Here is a 19,993-nt window from a genome sequence, read left to right as displayed (position 1 = left end):
GGCGGGGAGGCGTTCTGAGCGAGGCGGTTCGGGTCCTGATCGCGGAGGACCAGGCGTTGCTGCGGGGCAGTTTCCGGCTGCTCGTCGACTCCGCGCCCGGCCTCGAGGTCGTCGGCGAGGCGGGCGACGGGGAGCGGGCGGTGGAGATGGCGCGGCGGCTGCGGCCGGACGTGGTGCTCATGGACGTCCGGATGCCCGTCCTGGACGGCGTGGAGGCCACCCGGCGGATCTGCGGCGACCCGGAGACGGGCGGCGCGCGGGTGCTGGTGCTGACCATGTTCGACCTGGACGCGTACGTGTTCGCGGCGCTGCGGGCTGGCGCGAGCGGGTTCCTGCTGAAGGACACGCGTCCGGCGGACCTGCTGGAGGGGATCCGGGTCGTGGCGTCCGGGGACAGCATGCTCGCGCCGTCCGTCGCGCGGCGGCTGGTCGAGGCGTTCTCGCGACGGTCGGAGGTCGCGATCGACGGGATCACGGACCGGGAGCGGGACGTGCTGCGGCTGATCGCCGAGGGGCTGAGCAACACCGAGATCGCCGAGCGGCTCCGGCTCAGCCTGCCGACGGTGAAGACGCACGTCGGACGGCTGCTGAGCAAGCTCCACGCGCGCGACCGCGCCCAGCTGGTGATCGTGGCCTACGAGTCCGGCCTGGCCGGACGATGACACGCCGGTGGCCCCGGAGGCGGACGGGCGGCGACGAGCCGGGCGGCGGGGTGGGGGCGATGAGGCACGCGGTCTGGGACGTGGCGATGGCCTGCGGGCTGGCCGTCCTGCCGCCGCTGGCGGGGCTTCAGCCGTTGGACGCCGAGGCGTGGGTGGTGTCGGTGGCGGCGGCGTCGCCGCTGGTCGTGCGGCGGCGGTGGCCGGTCGCGGTGTTCGCGGTGTCGGCGGCCATGTCGGTCCTGGGGATCGCGGTCGGCGCGGGCGCGTTCCTCGCGGCGGCGCTCGCGCTGTACACGGTCGCGTCCGGACCGATCGCGCCGCGCTGGCCCTCGACCGGGGTCGTCGGCGGGTTCACCGCGGCGGGCGCGGTGGGCCTGGCGATGGCGGGCGCGCCGGCGGGCGCGGTCGGGACCGTCCTGCCGCGCGCGCTGCTCGGGCTGGTGCTGCTCGGCGGCGCGTGGACGGTGGGACGGGCCGTCGCCGAGCGGCGGCGGAACGCCGAGCGCGAGATCGAGAGGGCGCGGACGGACGAACGGCTCCGCATCGCGCGCGAGATGCACGACGTGGTGACGCACGGAATGGGCCTGATCGCCGTCCAGGCCGGGGTCGCCAACCACGTCGTGGCCGAGCATCCCGAGGAGGCGCGGCGGGCGCTGGAGGTGATCGAGGAGGTCAGCCGCAGGTCGCTCGGCGAGATGCGGGCGATGCTCGGCGTGTTGCGAGGGGACGCCGAGGAGGCCGTCCTGGAGCCCACGCCCGGCCTGGGCGGGCTGCCCGCTCTCGCCGCCGCCGCCGGTGCGCGGTTCGATCTGCACCCGGGCGATCTGCACGAGGACGAGGTTCCGGGTGGGGTGCAGTTGGCGGCGTTCCGGATCGTCCAGGAGGCGCTCACGAACGTGGGACGGCATGCCGAGGCGTCCGCGCGGTGCCGGGTAATTGTCCGGAACCGGCCAGGACGGGTTGAGGTCGAGGTGCACGACACCGGGCCCGCGCGGGGCGGGACGTCCGGTGGCGGCTACGGGCTGATCGGGATGCGGGAACGCGCGCTCGCGCACGAGGGCGAGTTCAAGGCCGGGTCAACTCCGGACGGCGGGTTCGAAGTCAGGGCGCTTCTGCGTTACTAGCCGCAGGACTCAGGGTGGGACTTCGCTGTTGAGCAGAGCGTCGCCCAACTCGGTACGGCGGTACAGGACGGCGCGTCCGTACCGGTCGCGGGCGACCAGGCCGCAGTCGCGCAGGACGGCCAGATGGTCGCCGACGTTGCCGAGGCTCATGGTGAGCAGGGCGGACAGGCGGGTCGTGGTGGTCGGCTCGTCCAGGGCCCGGAGGACTTCGGCGCGGGTCCGGCCGATGAGTTTGGGCAGGCCGTCGTTCGGCGGCGCGTGCCGGGACCAGAGGACGGCGACGCCGCGCGCCCGGTAGGAGAGGGTGTTCCGCCAGGGCGGTTCGGTCGAGTAGCCGAGTCCGGCGAAGACCGAGGGCTGGAAGAGGAGTCCGGCGCCGTTCAGGGTCACCCGCGGGCCGTCCAGTCCGGAGAGTTCGATCAGTCCGCCGGTCTCGGACGGGTGCCAGTGGACGCGCGGGGACAGGCCCGCCAGCGCTTCGGCCCAGCCGTAGACCGCCAAGCGGCCCGCCCGGTACAGGACGTCGCGTTCGAAGATCGTCCGGATGGTGGGCCAGTCGGGCGCGATGAGGGCGGCGTAGGCCCTGGCCAGGGCGTGCGCGAACAGCGCCACCACCTCGGGCGAGTCCAGGACGGCGCGGACCCCCGGGTCCGGCGCGGCGAGACCCGCCCGGTTCTGCGCCAGCTCGTGCCGCGCGAGCCCCAGCGGCGTGGCCCTGACCTGTGCCAGCTGCTCGTCGAGGGTGATGTGGACGCGTTCGGGCGGCGGCGTCACGAAGTCGGCCATGTAGCCGCCGCGCCGTCGCAGGTAGGCCAGCGCCCGCACCGACGGGTCGTCCATCAGCCCGCGGAACGCCGGGCGCGCGCGCCGCACCCAGGGCTCCAGCGGGCCGACCTCGGTCCGCCCGGCCAGGACGCCGAGCGCGCTGGTGACCTCTATCAGGGGTGACACCGCGAACCTCGAGGCGGTGACATCCCCTGGACCGACCTCGATCCACGCCATGTTTCGCTCCTGCCCGAAACCTTAGCGTCGGCGGCGATATGCCGCGATGGTGCGTTTCGTGACGACGACTTCGACCACGTCCCCCGCCTCGGTCGCCTATCGCGACATCTTCGCCGTCCGCGAGTTCCGGGTCCTGTTCGCGCTCCGGGTGATCCTCGTCGGCGGCGACATGGTGCGGATGCTCGCGCTCTCCGTCCTGGTGTACCAGCGAACCGGATCGCCGCTGCTCGCGGCCCTCGCCTACACCGCCGAGATGTTCCCCTACGTCATCGGCGGCGCGCTGCTGCTGTCGCACGCCGACCGGCTCGCGCCGCGCCGCCTGCTCGTGGGCGTCTACCTCGTCCAGGCGGCGACGGCCTCCCTGCTCGCCGTCGACGTGCTGCCCGTCGGCGGCACGCTGTGCGTGATGTTCGGCCTCGGCCTGCTGATGCCGCTCGCGTCCGCGTCCACGTGGGCGATGCTCAGCGAGATCCTGCCCGGGGACGGCGGCTACGTGCTGGGCCGGTCCGTCTTCACGATGACGGCGGGCGGGGCGCAGATCGCCGGGCAGGCGTGCGGCGGGCTGCTGATCGCCGCCGTGGGACCGTCCAACACGCTCTGGCTGTCCTGCGGGACGGCCGGATGCGCGGCCGTGCTCGCCCGGGTGGGGCTGTCGGCCCGCCCGCCGCGCGTCCAGGGCGAGCGGGAGGGCGGGGCCGCGCGCGAGACGTGGCGGGTCAACCGGACGCTGTTCCGCGACCCGGTGGTGCGCGGCGGCCTCTTCGCGATGTGGCTGCCCGCGGCGCTCGCGACCGGCGCGGAGGGCGTGGTGATCCCCTACGCCGCGTCCATCGGGAAGCCGGAGCAGGCGGGCTTCGTGCTCGCCGCGATCGCCGCCGGGATGCTGCTGGGCAACCTCGTCGTCGGACGGTTCGTCCCGACGGGCCCGCGCGAGCGGATCGGGCTGCCGCTGGCACTGCTGAACGGGCTGCCGCTGGTGCTGTTCCTGCTGAGGCCGGGCATCGCGCTCGCCTGCGTCCTCGGCCTCCTCGGCGCGGCCGGGCTCAGCTACGAGCTGAGCATCCAGCAGCGGTTCGTGGACGCCGTCCCCGAGGACCGGCGCGGGCAGGCGTTCGGCCTGCTCACCACGGGCACGATGACCCTCCAGTCGGGCGCGATGGCCGGTGCGGGCGCGCTCGCGGAGGGCCTCTCCCCCGGCGTCACGATGTCCCTGTTCGGCCTGGCGTCGGCATGCGCGTCCCTGGCCCTGGCCCGCCACCTGCGCTGACCCCCGCGCGCCCGCGCGAGGGGCCGCTCGGTGCCGCTCGCGTCCGGCTCTCCCTCGCGCGCGAGGGAGACACGGCGTGTCACGCGTGTCGTTGGACCGGGCCCCGACTGGTCACGACCGGGGCCCGGCGCCGGCGGCCGGGGAGTTCCGCCCACGGACTCCCCGGTCATGCCCGTGCCTACGCCTGGAAGGGGAACTTGTCGGCGAAGGCGGGCTTGAGGTCGTCCAGCCAGACCGCGTTCGGATCGAACTTGGCGTAGAACGGCCGGTTCACCAGGGACGCGTCGCGCGCCTGGATGAAGTGCAGCGCGAACACCTTCTCGCCGAACAGGTCCAGGACGCCGTCCACGCAGACCTTGCCGGGCGTCGCGGACATGGACGGGCCGCGCACCGTCCGGGCCAGGCCGGAGACGCTCGAGTAGGCGTCCCGGAAGATCTCGTAGGCGTCGGCCAGCGGCACGGCGAAGTAGTCCTGCGGGCCGGTGTCACGCTCCACGAACATGTAGTAGGGCACCAGGCCCATGCGGGTCTGGGTGCGCCACATGTCCTCCCAGACCTTCGGGTCGTCGTTGATCGTGCGGATCAGCGGGGCCTGCGTCCGGATGACCGCTCCGGTGTCGCGGATCCGGCGGCACGCCTCGGCGACCATCAGGGGCTCCAGCTCCCGCGGGTGCGAGAAGTGGGCCATGAACGCCAGGTTCTTGCCCGACTGGACGACCTGCTCGAACAGCCGCAGCATCTCGTCGGCGTCCGGGTCGGTGACGAACTTCTGCGGCCAGTACGCCAGCGACTTGGTGCCGATCCGGATCGATTCCAGCTGCTCCAGGTCGAGCAGCGGCTCGAGGTAGCGGCGCAGCACCGGCTCGCCCATGATCATGGCGTCGCCGCCGGTGAACAGGACGCTGGTCACCTCGGGGTGCGCGAGCAGGTACTCGCGCAGCTGGGCCGGCTCGTCACCGGCCATCTTGAGGTCCGCCTCGCCGATGAACTGCGCCCAGCGGAAGCAGTAGGTGCAGTACGCGTGGCAGGTCTGCCCCTGCTTGGGGAAGTACAGAACGGTCTCGTCGTACTTGTGCTGGAGACCGGGGATCTTGCCGTCGCCGAACGTCGGGATGTTGAGCTCCATCTGCCCCGCGGGATGCGGGTTGAGCTTCATCCGGACGGCGTGCGCGGCGGCCTCGACCTCGGCCTTGGGCGCCTCACGGCGCAGCAGGCCCGCCAGGTGCGCGACGTCCTCCTCCGGCAGCATGTCCTCCTGCGGGAAGACCAGCCGGTAGATCGGATCGTCCGGCGCGGCGGACCAGTCGATGAGCTCCTCGATGACGTAGGCGTTCGTACGGAACGGCAGGACGGTCGCCACCGCCCGTACCGCGAGCTGCTGGTCCGGCGAGAGTCCGGCACGGGCGGTCAGCTCGTCCAGGTGCTTCGCCGTGAAGGCGCGGAACTTGCGACCAGAGGATCGCGTGTCGGGAGCCGCGTCGTTCACCATCGTCACGTGTGGGTACTCCTTGGATGTCAGCGGGGATGCGGGAGCCTGAACCGGACGTGACCGTCCGGGAAGCCTGACCCGCAGGGGGGTTCGCTTCGTCACGCACAGTCATCTGTCAGGTCCGGGCCACCCCCATTGAAGCGTCGAAAATGCGCACATGCCGAATGGATACCCCCTAACCGGTACAAAGATGCAGGTCAGCGCGAGTTCCCCGAAGTCGATCCGGAAACGGCGCCCCCGCTCGCATCAGGTACAACGACTACGGCGCGTAAAAGTGGCGAGTCGGGCCGTCTGCCTATGCTGGTGGGGAGATACTTGCGAAGGGAACGCTCGGTGCGCGCGGGGCGTTCGACGCAGTGCGGGCGACTCCGCGAGGGATCGCGCGGGCGCCCCGGTGCTGTTGGCCGCGACCGACGCTGAGGGGGACCGGTGAAGGCGACCGGGCACGACGCACGGCCGGAGGCGTCGGCCACGAGCCGCTCCGGCCCGGTCGCCGCACGCCCGGAACCACGCCCGACACGCCCGAACGACGCCACGCCCCGTCCAAGCCGGGCCCCTGACCCGCCGCGTCCGGAAACCGGCCCGGCGGGCGCGGACAGTGACCGAGCGAGCACGGAAAGCGACGCGGCGCGAACCGAGGGGGCGCGGTTGGACGCGAACGCCCAGAACCCCAAGACCGTCCGAGAACCAGAACCCGCCCAGGCGCCCGAACCCGCTCAGGCGTCCGAGATCGCTCAGGACCCCAAGGTCGCACAGGGGTCCGAGGCCGCTCGCAGATCTGAGGCCGCTCGCAGATCTGAGGCCGCCCGGGAATCCGGGACCGCTCAGGAGCGCGAGACCGTCCCGAAAGTCGGGACCGTCCTGAAGGGCGAGACCGTCCTGAAAGGCGGAACCGTCCAGAAATCCAGGACCGTCCAAGAATCCGCGACCGTCCAGGAGGCCGGGACTGCCCGGGAGGTCGAGACAGCCCGGTCCGCCGAGGAGGCGGGGGCGCGGGCGCCGCATGCGGGGACGGCGGCGGTGCGGCCCGGCGTGGCGCCGCTGTTCGCGGCGCTGCTCGCGGCGGTGGCCGGGGTCAGCTACGCCACGTTCATGCTCGAGCACCTGCTGAGCCCCTCGCTGGACGTCGTGAACGGCTACGTCAGCGAGCTCTCCGCGCGCGACCAGCCGTTCCACCTGGTCTACAGCGGCGGCGACCTGGTCACCGGGGTGCTGTCGATCCTCGTCGCGGGCACCGCGCTCGCCACGCTGCGCCGCCGGTTCTGGAGCACGGTCGGCTGGACCTTCCTCGGCCTGTTCGGGCTCTGCGCCATCGGGGACGCCCTGTTCCCGCTCGACTGCGCGCCCAGCCTCGAGACCTGGTGCGCGCTGCGCGAGCGCGCCGACCAGGTGTCCTTCTCACACTCGTTCCACTCGGTGACCAGCAGCGCGGTGATCGCCTGCGGGGTCGCGGCGCTGCTCACGCTGTCCATCGCGGCCCGCCGGTACGGCTGGTGGCCCGCGCTGGCCCGGTTCGGCTGGCTGCTCGCGGTGGTCGAGGCGGTGTTCGCGCTCGGCACGGTGGGGGCGATGGTGGCGGGCGAGTGGCTCGGCATCCTGCAGCGGATCCAGATCAGCATCCTGTGTCTCGGCCTGCTCACCATCGCGTGGGCGCTCTGGGCCGACTGGCGCGCCGCGCGGCGCGCGCCGCACGCCCGTCCCGTCCAGGCGAGGGAGACGACGTCCCTGTGACAAGCAGCGAACAGGCAAGCCAGCGGGTACCGGCGGAGTGGGCCGACACGGCGGACGAGCCGGTCGCCGAGGGCGGGCGCATCGCCGTGGCCGGGGGCGAACGCGTGCACGTCGTCGAGTCCGGGCCGCCGGACGCGCCGACACTGCTGCTCAGCACGGGCCTCGGCGGGGCCTGGTTCGACTGGGAGCCGGTCATCGCCCTGCTCAGCGACCGGTACCGGGTCCTCGCGTTCGACCGTCCGGGGCTCGGGCTGAGCCCCGCGGCGCGCCGTCCGGCGAGCCTGCGCCGGGACGTGGCCGTCCTCGCCGACCTCGCGCGCACGAGCGGCGGCCCGGTGACCGTCGTCGCGCACTCGATGGCCGGATTCCACGCGGAGGGGCTGGCCCGGCTCTATCCGGAGCTCGTGCGCGCGCTCGTGCTGGTCGACCCGAGCTGCGAGGAACGCGTCAACTGCGCCGGGCTACGGATCAGCGCGGCCGTCCACCCGGTGCTGCGCGCGACGGGCGCGGGCCTGGAGGCGACCCGGCTCTCCCGCGTGATCGGCCCGTTCGGACGGCGCGTCACGCTGAAACAGGTGACCGGGCGGGGCGAGCCGGTGCCGCCGGAGGTCGTCCGGTCGGTGTACGGGCGCGGCGCGGTGCTCGGCACCGTGATCGCGGAGGACGTCGCCTACCGCGAGGCCGCCGCCGACCTGCTGGCCCTGCGCGCGCGCCGTCCCCTCCCGGACGTCCCGCTGGAGGTGCTGACCGCGCTCGCCGACGCGGGCGACGCACTGGAGTGGACGGGCTGCCACCGCCGCCTCGCCGGGATGTCCCCGCTCGGCAACCAGGTCGATCTCCCGGATTGTCCGCACATGGTCCAGTTCGACCGTCCCGACGCCGTCGCGGACGCCGTCGACCGCGCCCACGGGATCGTCCGATGAGGTGGAGTGCTCGCACGGGAGCCCGGGCGCGCCGGGTGGGCGTGACGGTCGTCGCGGGCCTCACGGTGGCGGGCCTGAGCGGATGCGGCGTGATGCAGCGGATCTCCGAGGGCGCGTACCGCAACGCGGTCGCGGACGGCGCGATCGCCGACCTGCGCGCCAAGGGCGTCCAGCTGCAGAGGCGTCCCGTGTGCAGCACGCCCCCGACCGGCGCGTTCGACGAGGTGCGGATCACCTGCATGGCGCGCACCACCACCGGCGAGCCCGTCGAGATCAGCGGGACGGTCGCGTCCGCCGACACGTCCACGCCGCATGAGCGCTACCAGGTGACCGTCGGCGGTCGGGTGCTGATCGACCGCGACTGCCTCGGCACCGGCTGCCACCGCTCGGTCTGACACGTCCGCTTCCGGGCGCGGCAGCGCTCCGCCTGCACGTCCCACAGACCGCTGGGCGTCCCCGAGTCCGGCCTGCGTCCGACCGACTTCTGGCCCTGGTGTCGTCGGCGACACGCCGGGCCGGGCGTGAAGGGCTCGCAACGAGATCGCATGATCGACAAAAATCCGGGGCCGCCCAGGCGTGGCCGGGTGCCCGAGTGGTGACGTTACAGCCGTGAAGATCTCGCGGATGAGGGCCCTGGTCGTGGGCCGGATGAAGGCCTTGATCCCAGGCCGGGTCAAGGCCCTGTTCAGGGGCCTGTTCAAGGGCCGGGCGAAGGCCCTGGTCCTCGGAACGGTGGGCATCGTGGTCGCCGTGGGCGCCGCGGGCCTCGCCTACCTGGCGTTCCACGACACCAAGGAGCTGCGCTACAAGTCCCAGAACGCGCTGCGCACCGGAGTGGCGCGCGCCGGCGGGGAGGAGCTCGCGCACCGCGGCGTCTCCCTGAAATCGACCCTGACCTGCGCGGACTCCCTGGGGTGGACAAAGAGGAAGATGCGGGTGAACTGCACCTCCAGCACGTCCGACCACCAGCGGGTGCAGATCATCGGAGCGGGCGAGGGCGCCACCCAGGACCAGTACTACACGATCCTGGTGAACGGCCGTCCCCTGGTGCAGAACGCCACCTGCCTCGGCGCCGACTGCCGCAAGAAGAGCTGACCCGCCCCAGGACCGGCGCGCGGGCGCTCGAACGCGCCTCAGGCCAGGTCCCGACCGACTCCGGGGTCGAGGGACGGTGGGGCGCGGGGTGGGGACGACGGGGGCTCGCCGATCGCTGGATAGCATGCGATGAGCTGCCCCGTCGCGGCGCGGCGTGTTTCTCCCCGTCCCTTCTGGAGTGCTGATGACCGGCAAAGGCGAGCAGGCACGGCCCTCGCCGACTGGCGGCACCCAACCGGCGGCGGACGCGCGCGCACGAGAGGCCAACGACGCGCGGGCGCGCGTGGTGACGGCCGACCCACGTCTCCGGCCCGCGCCGATCGCCGTGGACACGATGGGCGGCGACCACGCGCCCGACGAGATCATCGACGGCGCGGTGGAGGCTTTCCGCGAGCACGGCGTGCGGGTCGTCCTGGTGGGACAGGCCCCGCGGATCCGGGCCCGGCTCGACCGGCTCGGCATCGCCGGTGAGATCCCGATCGTGCACGCGGACGAGGCGCTCGACATGGGCGAGGGCGCGCTCGCGAGCTGGCGCAAACCCCGCTCGTCCGTCGCGATCGCCTGCCACCTGGTGAAGCAGGGCCGGGCGTCCGCGCTGGTCTCGGCCGGGTCGACGGCCGGTGTGGTCGCGACGTCCCGGCTGCGCCTGAAGGGCCAGCAGGGCGTGATGAAGCCCGCGATCGCGGTGACGCTCCCCACGCGCCCGCGTCCGACCGTCCTGCTGGACGCGGGCGCGACCGCGGACGTGAAGCCGGAGACGCTGGTGCAGTTCGCCGCGCTCGGCACCGCCTACGCGCAGATCCGGCTGGGCCTCGCGCGCCCGCGCGTGGGGCTGCTCAACATCGGCTCCGAGGCGGGCAAGGGCAACAAGCTCGCCAAGCGCGCGCACGAGCTGCTGGCGTCCGGTCACAACGGCGTGGAGTTCGCCGGGAACGTCGAGGGCCACGACCTGCTCGCCGGGAAGGTGGACGTGATCGTCACCGACGGCTTCACCGGGAACGTCGCGCTGAAGACCCTGGAGGGCACCGTCCGGACGGCGTTCGGGGAGCTCCGGGAGGCGGTCACCTCGTCCCGGACGGCCCGGGTGGGCGCGCTGCTCCAGCGCCGCAAGCTCACCGAGCTGAAGGACCGGTTCGACTCCGACACCTACGGCGGCGGCGTCCTGCTCGGCCTGAACGGCACCGTGATCATCGCGCACGGCGCGTCGGAGGCCCGCGCGGTCACCTCGGCCTGCCTGCTCGCGCACGAGCTGGCGGCGGGACGCATCGTGGAGCGCATCCGCGACCAGGTCGCGGCGACGAGGACGTCCCGGTTCCCGCGCTGGCCGCACGGCAACCACGACGCGTCCAAGGACGGCGCGCGGGAGGGCAGGGACGCCCGGAAACCCGGCGAACCGGACGAGCCCGGGCCGCGTGAAATTCCCGACACGAACGACCCCAACGTTTCTCCGCCGTCACCCGTTGAACAGGGTGAGGACGAACGGAGGCCGGACGCGGACGCCGACACGGCGGCGCGACCGGCCACGGGGCACCCGGCCGACCGGCCGGAGCGGGGCGCCGGGGGCCGCTGAGCCCCTCGCGGTCGTCCCAGTCGATCATGGGGAATGGGGCAACAACGGGGGGACGATGACGGAACCGCAGCACGCCGCACCGGACGGCCCGACTCCGGCCACACCGGACCACGCCGACCCGCCTTCGAGCGGCCCAGGTGGAGTGAGTCCGCGGGGGCTCAGTGAGGCGCAGGTTCGGGAGCGGGTGGCGGCGGGGCGGGTCAACGACGTGCCGCAGAACACCAGCCGGTCGGTCGGGGAGATCGTCCGAGCCAATGTGCTCACCCGCTTCAACGCCCTGATCGGCAGCCTGTTCGCGCTGGTGATGATCTTCGGGGCATGGCAGGACGGCCTGTTCGGCGGCATCATCGTCGCCAACTCGGCGATCGGCATCATCCAGGAGCTACGGGCCAAGCGCACGCTCGACCGGCTCGCCGTGGTCGGCGAGGCGCAGGTGAGCGTCGTCCGCGACGGCGAGGCCCGCGAGCTGCACCAGCAGGAGGTCGTCCAGGGCGACCTGATCACGCTCGGCACCGGCGACAAGATCGTCGTGGACGGCCCGGTGGTCTCCTCCAGCGGCCTGGAGGTGGACGAGTCGCTGCTCACCGGCGAGGCCGACCCCGTCCACAAGCGGCCCGGCGACGAGCTGCAGTCGGGCAGCTTCGTGGTCGCGGGCAGCGGCGCGTTCACCGCCGCGAAGGTCGGCGGGGACGCCTACGCCGCCCGGCTCACCGAGGAGGCCAGCCGGTTCACCCTCACCCGCTCGGAGTTGATGGACGGCATCAACCGGTTCCTCAAGTACGTCACCTGGCTGATCGTCCCGACCGCGATCCTGCTGTTCGTCAGCCAGTTCCGGTCGGCGGGCGGGGCGTCGAACGCCGTGACCGGGGCGGTCGCGGGCGTGGTGACCATGATCCCCGAGGGCCTGGTGCTGATGACCAGCATCGCGTTCGCGGTCGGCGTCGTCCGGCTGGGGCGGCGGCAGACGCTGGTGCAGGAGCTTCCCGCGATCGAGGGCCTCGCCCGCGTGGACGTGCTGTGCGTCGACAAGACCGGCACGCTCACCGAGCCGGGCATGGACCTCGACCAGATCGTCCCGCTCGACGACGACCTCCCCGGCGACCGGGCGCTCGCCGCGCTCGCGCGCACCGACCCCGACCCGAACGCCACGATGCTGGCCGTCCGGGACGGCCTCGACATCGCCGATCCCGGCTGGACGCGCGAGACCGCCGTCCCGTTCTCGTCCGCGCGCAAGTGGAGCGGGGCGTCCTTCGCCGGGCGGGGCAGCTGGGTGATCGGCGCGGCCGACGTGCTGCTCTCCGCCGACGACCCGGCCCGCACCAAGGCCGAGGACCTCGGCTCCACCGGGCTGCGCGTCCTCGCGCTCGTCCGGGTCCCGGACGGCGCGTTCGCCGAGCCCGACCGGCTCGACGTCGCCGCGACCGCCCGGCCCGCGCTGCTGGTCGTGCTGCGCCAGCGCATCCGCCCGGACGCCAAGGAGACCCTCGCCTACTTCGACCGGCAGGGCGTCAAGGTCAAGGTCATCTCCGGGGACAACCCGGCGTCGGTGGGCGCGATCGCGTCCACGCTGGGCCTGGCGTCCGCCGAGCACCCCGTGGACGCCCGGTCCCTGCCGTCCGGCGTCGAGGAGATGGCCGGGGTGCTGGAGGCCAACTCGGTGTTCGGCCGCGTCACCCCCCAGCAGAAGCGCGACATGGTCGCGGCCCTGCAGGCCAGGGGCCACACGGTCGCGATGACCGGCGACGGCGTCAACGACGTCCTCGCGCTGAAGGACGCCGACCTCGGCATCGCCATGGGCTCCGGCAGCGACGCCACCCGCGCCGTCGCGCAGATCGTCCTGCTCGACAACCGGTTCTCGACCCTGCCGTACGTGGTCGGCGAGGGGCGGCGGGTGCTCGGCAACATCGAGCGGGTCGCCAACCTGTTCCTCACCAAGACGGTCTACTCGATCATCCTGTCGGTGCTGGTCGGGCTCATGCACGTGCGGTTCCCGTTCCTGCCTCGGCACCTCACCCTGATCAGCACGCTGACCATCGGCGTCCCGGCGTTCTTCCTGGCCCTCGCGCCCAACGCCGAACGCGCCCGGCCCGGTTTCGTGCCGCGCGTCCTGCGGTTCGCGATCCCGGCCGGGGTGGCCTGCGGCGTCGCGACGTTCGCGGGCTACTGGATCGCCACCCGCAACCTCAACAGCTCCTTCGAGGAGGATTCGTCCTCCTCGACGATCTCGCTGTTCCTGCTGGCCCTGTGGGTCCTGGTGCTGATCGCCCGGCCGTGGAACTGGTGGCGGCTCGGGCTGGTCGCGGCGATGGGAGCGGCCTTCCTGATCGTCCTCGCGGTCCCCTGGCTGAGGCATTTCTTCGCGCTGCGGCCGGACAACTTCGTCAACGACGCCTACGGGCTCGGCATAGCCGCGATCGCGGCCGTCCTGCTGACGCTCGTGCTCAAGGGCCTCAAACAGCAAACCATTACCGGATCCACACCCACACGCCGTTAACCTTGAGACATGTCCGACCCGCAACTCGTACTCGCTGACAGGGTCCGGGCCGCGCTCGCCGCCGCCTTCGGACCGTCGTTCGCGGACACCGACCCGGTCATCCGACCGTCGCAGTTCGCCGACCTGCAGGCCAACGTCGCCATGTCGCTGGTCAAGCCGCTCACCCAGGAGCGAGGCGAGAAGCAGAACCCGCGCGGCATCGCCGAGGAGATCGTGGCGAGGCTCGACGTGGACGGGCTGGTCTCCAAGGTCGAGATCAGCGGGCCGGGCTTCATCAACCTCACCCTCGCCGACGGCTGGATCGCCGGGCAGGCCCAGGCCGCCCTGGACGACGACCGGCTCGGCGTCCCGAAGGCCGAGCACCCGGAGAAGGTGATCGTCGAGTACTCCTCGCCGAACGTGGCGAAGGAGATGCACGTCGGGCACCTGCGGACCACGATCGTCGGCGACGCCATCGCCCGGATCGCCGGGTTCCTCGGCGAGAACGTCGTCCGGGACAACCACGTCGGCGACTGGGGCACCCCGTTCGGCATGCTGATCGAGCACCTGCTCGACATCGGCGTGGCCGCGGCCGAGCGCGACGACTCGTCCGTCAGCGACCTCACCGCCTTCTACCAGGCCGCCCGGCAGAAGTTCGATTCCGACCCCGAGTTCGCCGAACGGTCCCGGACCCGGGTCGTCCGGCTCCAGGCGCACGACCCCGACACCATGCGGCTGTGGCAGGTCCTGGTGGACGTGTCCAAGCGGTACTTCAACCACGTGTACACGCGGCTCGGCGTCACGCTCACCGACGACGACATCAAGGGCGAGTCGTTCTACAACGACCTGCTCAACCCGACCGCGCAGGAGCTCACCGACAAGGGCATCGCCGAGATCAGCGACGGCGCGCTCGTGGTGTTCCCGCCCGGTTTCAAGGGCCGCGAGGGCGACCCGCTGCCGGTGATCGTCCGCAAGCGGGACGGCGGCTACAACTACTCCACCACCGACCTGGCGACCATCCGGTACCGGTCCGACACCGAGCACGCCGACCGGGTGATCTACGTCGTCGGCGCCCCGCAGTCCCTGCACTTCCAGATGGCCTTCGCGGTCGCCCGGATGGCCGACTGGGTCAAGGGCGGCATGCGGCTGGAGCACGCGGAGATCGGCAACGTCCTCGGCACCGACGGCAAGATCCTGCGGACCCGGGCCGGCGGCACCGTCAAGCTCGCCGAGCTCCTCGACGAGGCCGTCGAGCGGGCCGGCGCCGAGTACGACAAGCTCAACCCCGACGACTCCTTCGACGCCGCCACCCGCGACGCCATCGTCGAGGCCGTCGGCATCGGCGCGGTCAAGTACGCCGACCTCTCCGTCGCCCGCGACAGCGAGTACATCTTCGACTTCGACCGGATGATCTCGTTCAAGGGCAACACCGGCCCGTACCTCCAGTACGCGGTGGTCCGGATCAGGTCGATCTTCCGCAAGGGTGGCATCTCCCCGGACGACGCCCACGGCCCCATCACGCTCAAGGAGCCCGCCGAGCGCGACCTGGCCCTGCACCTGCTCGGCTTCGGAGCCGCCGTCAAGGGCGCCTACGAGACCGCCGAGCCGCACCGCCTGGCGACCTACCTGTTCGAGCTCGCCTCGTCCTACACGGCCTTCTTCGAGACCTGCCCTGTCCTCAAGGCCCCGGACGAGCCGACCAAGCAGTCCCGCCTGGCCCTGTGCGCCCTCACCCTGCGCACCCTGGTCACCGGCCTCGACCTGCTCGGCGTCCCGACGCCCGAACGCATGTAACGAGCCCACGCGAACCCGGCGAGCCACGCGAGCCCGCGAGCCCGCGAGCCCGGCGAGCGCACGCGAAGAGCCGTCCGCCTCGAGGTGGACGGCTCTTTCGTTCCCACGCCCGCGCCGTCCCTGCTCAGGCGCCATCCGCCCCGGTCAGCAGCGGGGGACGCTGCCGGAGACGATGTCCACGTAGTGGGCGGCGACGTATTCGCGCTGGGAGGTCGCAAGGCGGTACCAGGTGCGGTCGCCGTAGATGCGCTGGCCGGTGACCGAGCAGCGGAGCGGGACGGACGTGCCGTTCGGCAGGCGCCGGTGGGTCTGGCCGAAGCGGTTCGCCTTACCGCGCACGCGCAGGGGGATCGGCGCGTGGACGCGTCCCTGCGCGGTGGCCTGACCCGGCGCTGAGGCCAGATCGGCCTGCGCGGACGCGGACGCCGACGACTCCGTCAGCGCCAAGAACGGTACGGCCACGGCCAGAGCGGTCCCGGCGGTCGCGGCTTGCAGCAGGCCCTTCACGGTGAAGCCCTCTTCCCCTGGCGACGGCGTCCCGTCCGGTGCCGTCCTTGGCACATGAGATGACACCACGGCGGGCTCAGGTTGGCGTCCGACCGCTATCCCCCGGCCGAATCCGGCCAAACCCACACGACCAGAACCCCCAACGGGCCTGCGAAACGGTTCAGAAGAAGCACGACTCGGGCCGGTGCAGCCCACACGAAGGCCCTGACGCGTCCTGGACGCGCCGAACCGCGCACCGGTCAAGCCGATACCTCCCCGGAGCCCTGTGCGTCCCGCAGAGACGAAAGGACGCCTGCGGCGTCCTGGTTTGTCACCGGATGACCACAGGCGTCCCAGAAAGGACGTGGGCCCGTTGGGGGGTTGAGAGGCGTCACCCGGGGCGGGCCCTTGCCGGCCGTGGTGCGCCTTGGTCGAGTCGGGGTGGGGAGCGGGGCGGGGTTACTGGAGGTAGCCCTCCACCTCGCTGGCGGGGCGGGCCGCGGCCTGGTCCGGGTTCTCACCGGCGTCGCGGCGGGCGCGGCGCTGGCGGAGAAGGTCCCAGCACTGGTCGAGTTCGACCTCGAGGGCGCGCAGGCGCTGCTGCTCCTGCGCCTGCGAGAGCTCCCCCTTCTGGAGCTTGTCGCGCAGCTCGGCCTCCTCGGCCACGAACGCGTCGATGCGCGACAGGATCTGCTTGTCGTCCATGTGTCCTCCGTAGGCTCGTCCACTCACCGGCCGAGCCCCGACCCGCGTTTCGGACGCGGGGCAGGGCTCTGCACCGTCGAGGATCCCACCTCCGTCAACCGCCGTGGGACGTCCGGGTCATCCCGGACAGGACGCCGCCGTTCGGCGACGAGGCACCCGAGGCCATCGCATGGGTCTTCGGGTCGACCAGCGTGGAGGACGAGGCCGCCGACACCGCGCCGTTCGACGCGGCCTTGGCCGGTGTGGCCGCACGGCGCGTGGCGGTGCGCCGGGCGGTCGTCGTCCTGGTCGTGCGTGGACGCGTCGACGCGGTCTTCGACCTGGCCGCCGTCTTGCGGGTGGCGGTCTTCTTCGCCGTGGCGCGTTTGGCCGGGGCGCGTTTCGCCGCCGTCCGCTTGGCCGTCGTCCGTTTGGCGGTGGCCCGCTTCGCCGTCGCCGCCGTCTTCGTCCTGCCGGACGCGGCGGTCGCCCGCTTGGCCGTCGCCTTCTTGGCGGTGGCCTTGCGCGCGGTCGCCTTCTTGGCGGTGGTCTTGCGGGCCGTGGTCGCCTTCTTGGCGGCCGCCTTCCTCGCGGTGGTCTTGCGGGCCGCCGTCTTGCGCGTGGTGGCCTTCTTCGCCGTCGTCTTGCGTGCCGCGGCCTTCTTCCTGGTCGCCGACGCCTTGCGCGCGGTGGTCCCGGCGGTGGCGCGGGCGCTGCCGACGGCCTTGGCGGCGGCGTTCATCGCCTTGGCGGCGTCCGCCATCGCCTTGGTCGCGGTGGTCATCGCCTTGGTCATCGCCGTCATGGCCCGCACCGAGGCGTTCGCCTTGGTCGCCACCGACTTCATCTTGGTGGCGGCGGACTTGGCCTGCGTCGCCGCGGTCGTCGCCTTCTTGGCGGCGGCGGCCGACCCGCGGGACGACGCCGCGGCGACGGTGCGGCGCGCCGCGGTCGTCCGCTTGGCGGCCGTCGACGCGCGTTTCGCCGTCGTCTTCCGGGCAGCGGTCGTCCGCGCCGTGGTCGCCCGCTTCGCGGTCGTCCTCTTCGCCGTCGTCCGCTTGGTGGCCGACGCGCGCCGGGTTCCGGTCGCCTTCTTGGCGGCCGTGCCCCGCGACGCGGTCGCCCGCTTCGCCGTAGATTTCCTGGCCGTCCCGGCGCGTGCCGAGACCGTGGACCTGGACGCCGTCGACCTCACGGCGGCGCTGGTCCGCTTGGACGCCGCCCTGCCGGCGGTCGTGGCCTTCCCTGTCGTTTTCCTCGCGCGCCCGGCCGTGCTTCGGCTCGTCGTGCGCGATGTGGTCCTGGTAGGCACCTGATCTACCCCCCGTGCATGATCAGCTACGGAGAGATCTATTCCACACTTCGCGACGATCTACACACCGGACGCGCGAAACGGACGTTACACACCCACCGGATGCCACACCGTCTTGGTCTCCAGGAACGCCGTCATCCGGTCCGTGCCGGGCTCCGCGGACCAGTCGCCGATGCCCGGACGCAGCACGCGTTTGAGGTTGTCGGCGGCGGCCTTCTCCAGGTCGGTGACGGCCTCCTCGGACACGCCCGCGAGGTCGATCGCGTTCACGTCCATGTGGGACGCCAGCCACGGCGCGAGCTCGGCCCGCCGTCCGGTCAGCAGGTTGACCACGCCGCCCGGCAGGTCGGACGTGGCGAGCACCTCCGCGAGCGTGATCGCGGGCAGCGGCGCGGGCTCGGACGCGACGACGACCGCCGTGTTGCCCGTGACGATCGCGGGCGCGACCACCGAGACCAGGCCGAGCAGCGCGCTGTCGGGCGCGACGATCCCGACGACGCCGGACGGCTCGGGCGTGGACAGGTTGAAGAACGGCCCGGCGACCGGGTTCGCGTTCCCGGCGACCGCGCCGATCTTGTCCGCCCAGCCCGCGTACCAGACCCAGCGGTCGATCGCCGCGTCCACCTCGGCCGAGGCGGCGGTCTTGGCGGCCCCTCCGGCGCGCAGCTCGTCCACGAACTGCGTCCGGCGGCCCTCCAGCATCTCCGCGACCCGGTAGAGGATCTGGCCGCGGTTGTAGGGCGTCCTGGACGACCAGCCGCCGAACGCCTTGCGCGCCGCGACGACCGCGTCCCGGACGTCCTTGCGGGACGCCTGCGACGCGTTGGCGAGGAACCGCCCCTTGGCGTCGTTCACCACGTACGACCGTCCGGACTCCGAGCGGGGGAACGCGCCCCCGATGTACAGCTTGTAGGTCTTGCGAACACTCAGCCGCTCAGACATCGAGGTACGCCTCCAGGCCGTGCCGTCCGCCCTCGCGGCCGAAACCGGACTCCTTGTAGCCGCCGAACGGCGACGCCGGGTCGAACTTGTTGAAGGTGTTGGCCCACACGACGCCCGCGCGGAGCCGCTCGGCCGCCCACAGGATGCGCGAGCCCTTCTCCGTCCAGACACCCGCGGACAGGCCGTACGGGGTGTTGTTGGCCTTCTCGATGGCCTCGTCCGGCGTGCGGAAGGTCAGCACGGACAGCACCGGGCCGAAGATCTCCTCGCGCGCGATGCGGTGCGACTGCGCGACGCCGGTGAACACCGTCGGCGCGAACCAGAACCCGCGCTGCGGCAGCTCGCACGGCGGCGACCAGCGCTCGGCGCCCTCGTCCTCGCCGCTGTCGGCCAGCTCGCGGATCTTCGCGAGCTGCTCGCCGCTGTTGATCGCGCCGATGTCGGTGTTCTTGTCCAGCGGGTCGCCCACGCGCAGGGTGGCCATCCGCCGCTTCAGCCGGTCGAGCAGCTCGCCGGCGACCGACTCCTGGACGAGCAGCCGCGACCCGGCGCAGCACACGTGGCCCTGGTTGAAGAAGATCGCGTTGACGATGCCCTCGACGGCCTGGTCGAGCGGCGCGTCGTCGAACACGATGTTCGCCGCCTTGCCGCCGAGCTCCAGCGTCAGCCGCTTGCGGGTGCCCGCGACGGCCCGCGCGATCTCCTTGCCCACCTCGGTGGACCCGGTGAACGCGACCTTGTCGATCCCGTCGTGCCCGACGAGCAGGCGGCCCGTCCCGCCCGCGCCGGTGACGATGTTGACCACGCCGTTCGGCAGCTCGGCCTGCTGGCAGATCTCGGCGAACAGCAGCGCCGTCAGCGGCGTCGTCTCGGCGGGCTTCAGGACGACCGTGTTGCCCGTCGCGAGCGCCGGGGCGATCTTCCAGGCCAGCATCATCAGCGGGAAGTTCCACGGGATGACCTGGCCCGCGACGCCGAGGGACCGCGGGTTCGCGCCGAACCCCGCGTGGCCGAGCTTGTCGGCCCAGCCCGCGTAGTAGAAGAAGTGGGCGGCGACCAGCGGGACGTCCACGTCGCGCGACTCGCGGATCGGCTTGCCGTTGTCGATCGACTCCAGGACGGCCAGCTCCCGCGACCGCTCCTGGATGATCCGGGCGATCCGGTACAGGTACTTGGCGCGCTCGCGGCCCGGCATCGGGCCCCAGACCTTCTCGTGGGCGCGCCGCGCGGCGGCCACGGCCCGGTCGACGTCCTCAGCCGTGGCCACCGCGATCTCCGCGAGCGGTTCCTCGTTCGACGGATCGATCGTCTTGTTGCGATCCTCGCCCGAACCGTCGACCCACTCTCCGTCGATGAAGAGCCCGTACGCAGGCTTGATGTCGACGACGCTTCGCGACTCGGGCGCCGGTGCGTACTCGAACAGTTTCTCATCCATCGGG

General features: G+C 72.5%; 17 protein-coding genes and 1 pseudogene. 11 read left to right on the top strand and 7 right to left on the bottom strand.

What is annotated here, in order from left to right; all coding sequences use genetic code 11:
- The first annotated feature begins 14 nt into the window (after window positions 1-14).
- Entirely contained in the window at window positions 15-662 is a 648-nt protein-coding gene (locus tag P696_RS0129465; RefSeq protein WP_026415137.1) for a response regulator, read from the top strand.
- A 59-nt stretch (window positions 663-721) separates the two neighbouring features.
- A complete protein-coding gene (locus tag P696_RS48965) occupies window positions 722-1,786 on the top strand; it encodes a sensor histidine kinase (protein ID WP_157429989.1) in 1,065 nt (354 codons plus the stop codon).
- Window positions 1,787-1,795: 9 nt separating this feature from the next.
- Here the strand turns inward: P696_RS48965 and P696_RS0129455 are convergent, their stop codons facing one another.
- Window positions 1,796-2,737 (bottom strand): ArsR/SmtB family transcription factor, encoded by a 942-nt coding sequence (locus P696_RS0129455; RefSeq protein WP_245627861.1) that lies wholly within the window; start codon window positions 2,735-2,737, stop codon window positions 1,796-1,798.
- Window positions 2,738-2,846: 109 nt separating this feature from the next.
- Here P696_RS0129455 and P696_RS0129450 point away from each other — a divergent pair, with 109 nt between their 5' ends.
- Entirely contained in the window at window positions 2,847-4,055 is a 1,209-nt protein-coding gene (locus P696_RS0129450) for an MFS transporter (RefSeq protein ID WP_026415135.1), read from the top strand.
- Window positions 4,056-4,233: 178 nt separating this feature from the next.
- On the opposite strand, the gene P696_RS0129445 is transcribed toward P696_RS0129450, so the two are convergent.
- The gene (locus tag P696_RS0129445; protein ID WP_034487700.1) at window positions 4,234-5,544 is read right to left on the bottom strand and encodes a KamA family radical SAM protein; all 1,311 of its coding nucleotides are present in this window, start codon (window positions 5,542-5,544) and stop codon (window positions 4,234-4,236) included.
- Window positions 5,545-6,192: 648 nt separating this feature from the next.
- Here P696_RS0129445 and P696_RS58420 point away from each other — a divergent pair.
- From P696_RS58420 to argS, 7 genes and pseudogenes are all read left to right on the top strand, one after another.
- On the top strand, window positions 6,193-7,275 hold the full coding sequence (locus P696_RS58420; protein ID WP_245627860.1) for a DUF998 domain-containing protein: 1,083 nt from the start codon (window positions 6,193-6,195) through the stop codon (window positions 7,273-7,275).
- A complete protein-coding gene (locus P696_RS0129435) occupies window positions 7,272-8,198 on the top strand; it encodes an alpha/beta fold hydrolase (RefSeq protein ID WP_245627859.1) in 927 nt (308 codons plus the stop codon). Before P696_RS58420 ends, P696_RS0129435 begins: the two co-directional genes overlap by 4 nt.
- Entirely contained in the window at window positions 8,195-8,593 is a 399-nt protein-coding gene (locus P696_RS48955) for a hypothetical protein (RefSeq protein WP_245627858.1), read from the top strand. Before P696_RS0129435 ends, P696_RS48955 begins: the two co-directional genes overlap by 4 nt.
- A 214-nt stretch (window positions 8,594-8,807) precedes the next feature.
- Window positions 8,808-9,293 carry a hypothetical protein gene (locus tag P696_RS0129425; RefSeq protein ID WP_051468338.1) on the top strand — a complete coding sequence of 162 codons (486 nt, stop codon included), beginning with the start codon at window positions 8,808-8,810 and terminating at the stop codon, window positions 9,291-9,293.
- Window positions 9,294-9,627: 334 nt separating this feature from the next.
- Window positions 9,628-10,623: pseudogene (plsX, locus tag P696_RS48950) on the top strand (phosphate acyltransferase PlsX); the annotation flags it as partial.
- Between the two features lie 295 nt (window positions 10,624-10,918).
- Window positions 10,919-13,357 (top strand): HAD-IC family P-type ATPase, encoded by a 2,439-nt coding sequence (locus P696_RS0129415; protein ID WP_084338380.1) that lies wholly within the window; start codon window positions 10,919-10,921, stop codon window positions 13,355-13,357.
- A gap of 9 nt (window positions 13,358-13,366) precedes the next feature.
- Complete coding sequence (gene argS, locus P696_RS0129410; protein ID WP_026415130.1) at window positions 13,367-15,130, top strand: arginine--tRNA ligase; 1,764 nt, start codon at window positions 13,367-13,369, stop codon at window positions 15,128-15,130.
- Between the two features lie 144 nt (window positions 15,131-15,274).
- Here the strand turns inward: argS and P696_RS0129405 are convergent, their stop codons facing one another.
- The 3 genes from P696_RS0129405 to P696_RS56325 all read right to left on the bottom strand — a co-directional run bounded on the left by P696_RS0129405 (window position 15,275) and on the right by P696_RS56325 (window position 17,138).
- Window positions 15,275-15,637 carry a hypothetical protein gene (locus P696_RS0129405; protein ID WP_026415129.1) on the bottom strand — a complete coding sequence of 121 codons (363 nt, stop codon included), beginning with the start codon at window positions 15,635-15,637 and terminating at the stop codon, window positions 15,275-15,277.
- A gap of 438 nt (window positions 15,638-16,075) precedes the next feature.
- Window positions 16,076-16,321: a DUF2630 family protein gene (locus P696_RS0129400; protein WP_026415128.1), complete on the bottom strand. Its 246-nt coding sequence runs from the start codon at window positions 16,319-16,321 to the stop codon at window positions 16,076-16,078.
- A gap of 94 nt (window positions 16,322-16,415) precedes the next feature.
- Window positions 16,416-17,138, bottom strand: coding sequence for a histone H1-like repetitive region-containing protein (locus tag P696_RS56325; RefSeq protein WP_157429988.1), 723 nt, complete (start codon window positions 17,136-17,138; stop codon window positions 16,416-16,418).
- On the opposite strand from P696_RS56325, the gene P696_RS56320 reads away from it, so the two are divergent.
- Window positions 17,104-17,616, top strand: coding sequence for a hypothetical protein (locus P696_RS56320; protein WP_157429987.1), 513 nt, complete (start codon window positions 17,104-17,106; stop codon window positions 17,614-17,616). The genes P696_RS56325 and P696_RS56320 overlap by 35 nt on opposite strands.
- Before the next feature lie 83 nt (window positions 17,617-17,699).
- Here P696_RS56320 and P696_RS0129390 read toward each other — a convergent pair whose 3' ends face one another.
- Both P696_RS0129390 and P696_RS0129385 read right to left on the bottom strand, forming a co-directional pair.
- Window positions 17,700-18,554 carry an aldehyde dehydrogenase family protein gene (locus P696_RS0129390; RefSeq protein WP_026415127.1) on the bottom strand — a complete coding sequence of 285 codons (855 nt, stop codon included), beginning with the start codon at window positions 18,552-18,554 and terminating at the stop codon, window positions 17,700-17,702.
- On the bottom strand, window positions 18,547-19,989 hold the full coding sequence (locus tag P696_RS0129385; protein ID WP_211245889.1) for an aldehyde dehydrogenase family protein: 1,443 nt from the start codon (window positions 19,987-19,989) through the stop codon (window positions 18,547-18,549). The genes P696_RS0129390 and P696_RS0129385 overlap by 8 nt, the downstream gene beginning before the upstream one ends.
- Between the last annotated feature and the right edge of the window lie 4 nt (window positions 19,990-19,993).

Origin of the sequence: Actinomadura oligospora ATCC 43269 (assembly GCF_000518265.1) — a bacterium.
GTDB lineage: Bacteria > Actinomycetota > Actinomycetes > Streptosporangiales > Streptosporangiaceae > Spirillospora > Spirillospora oligospora.
This window is presented reverse-complemented; position numbering and strand designations above follow the sequence as displayed.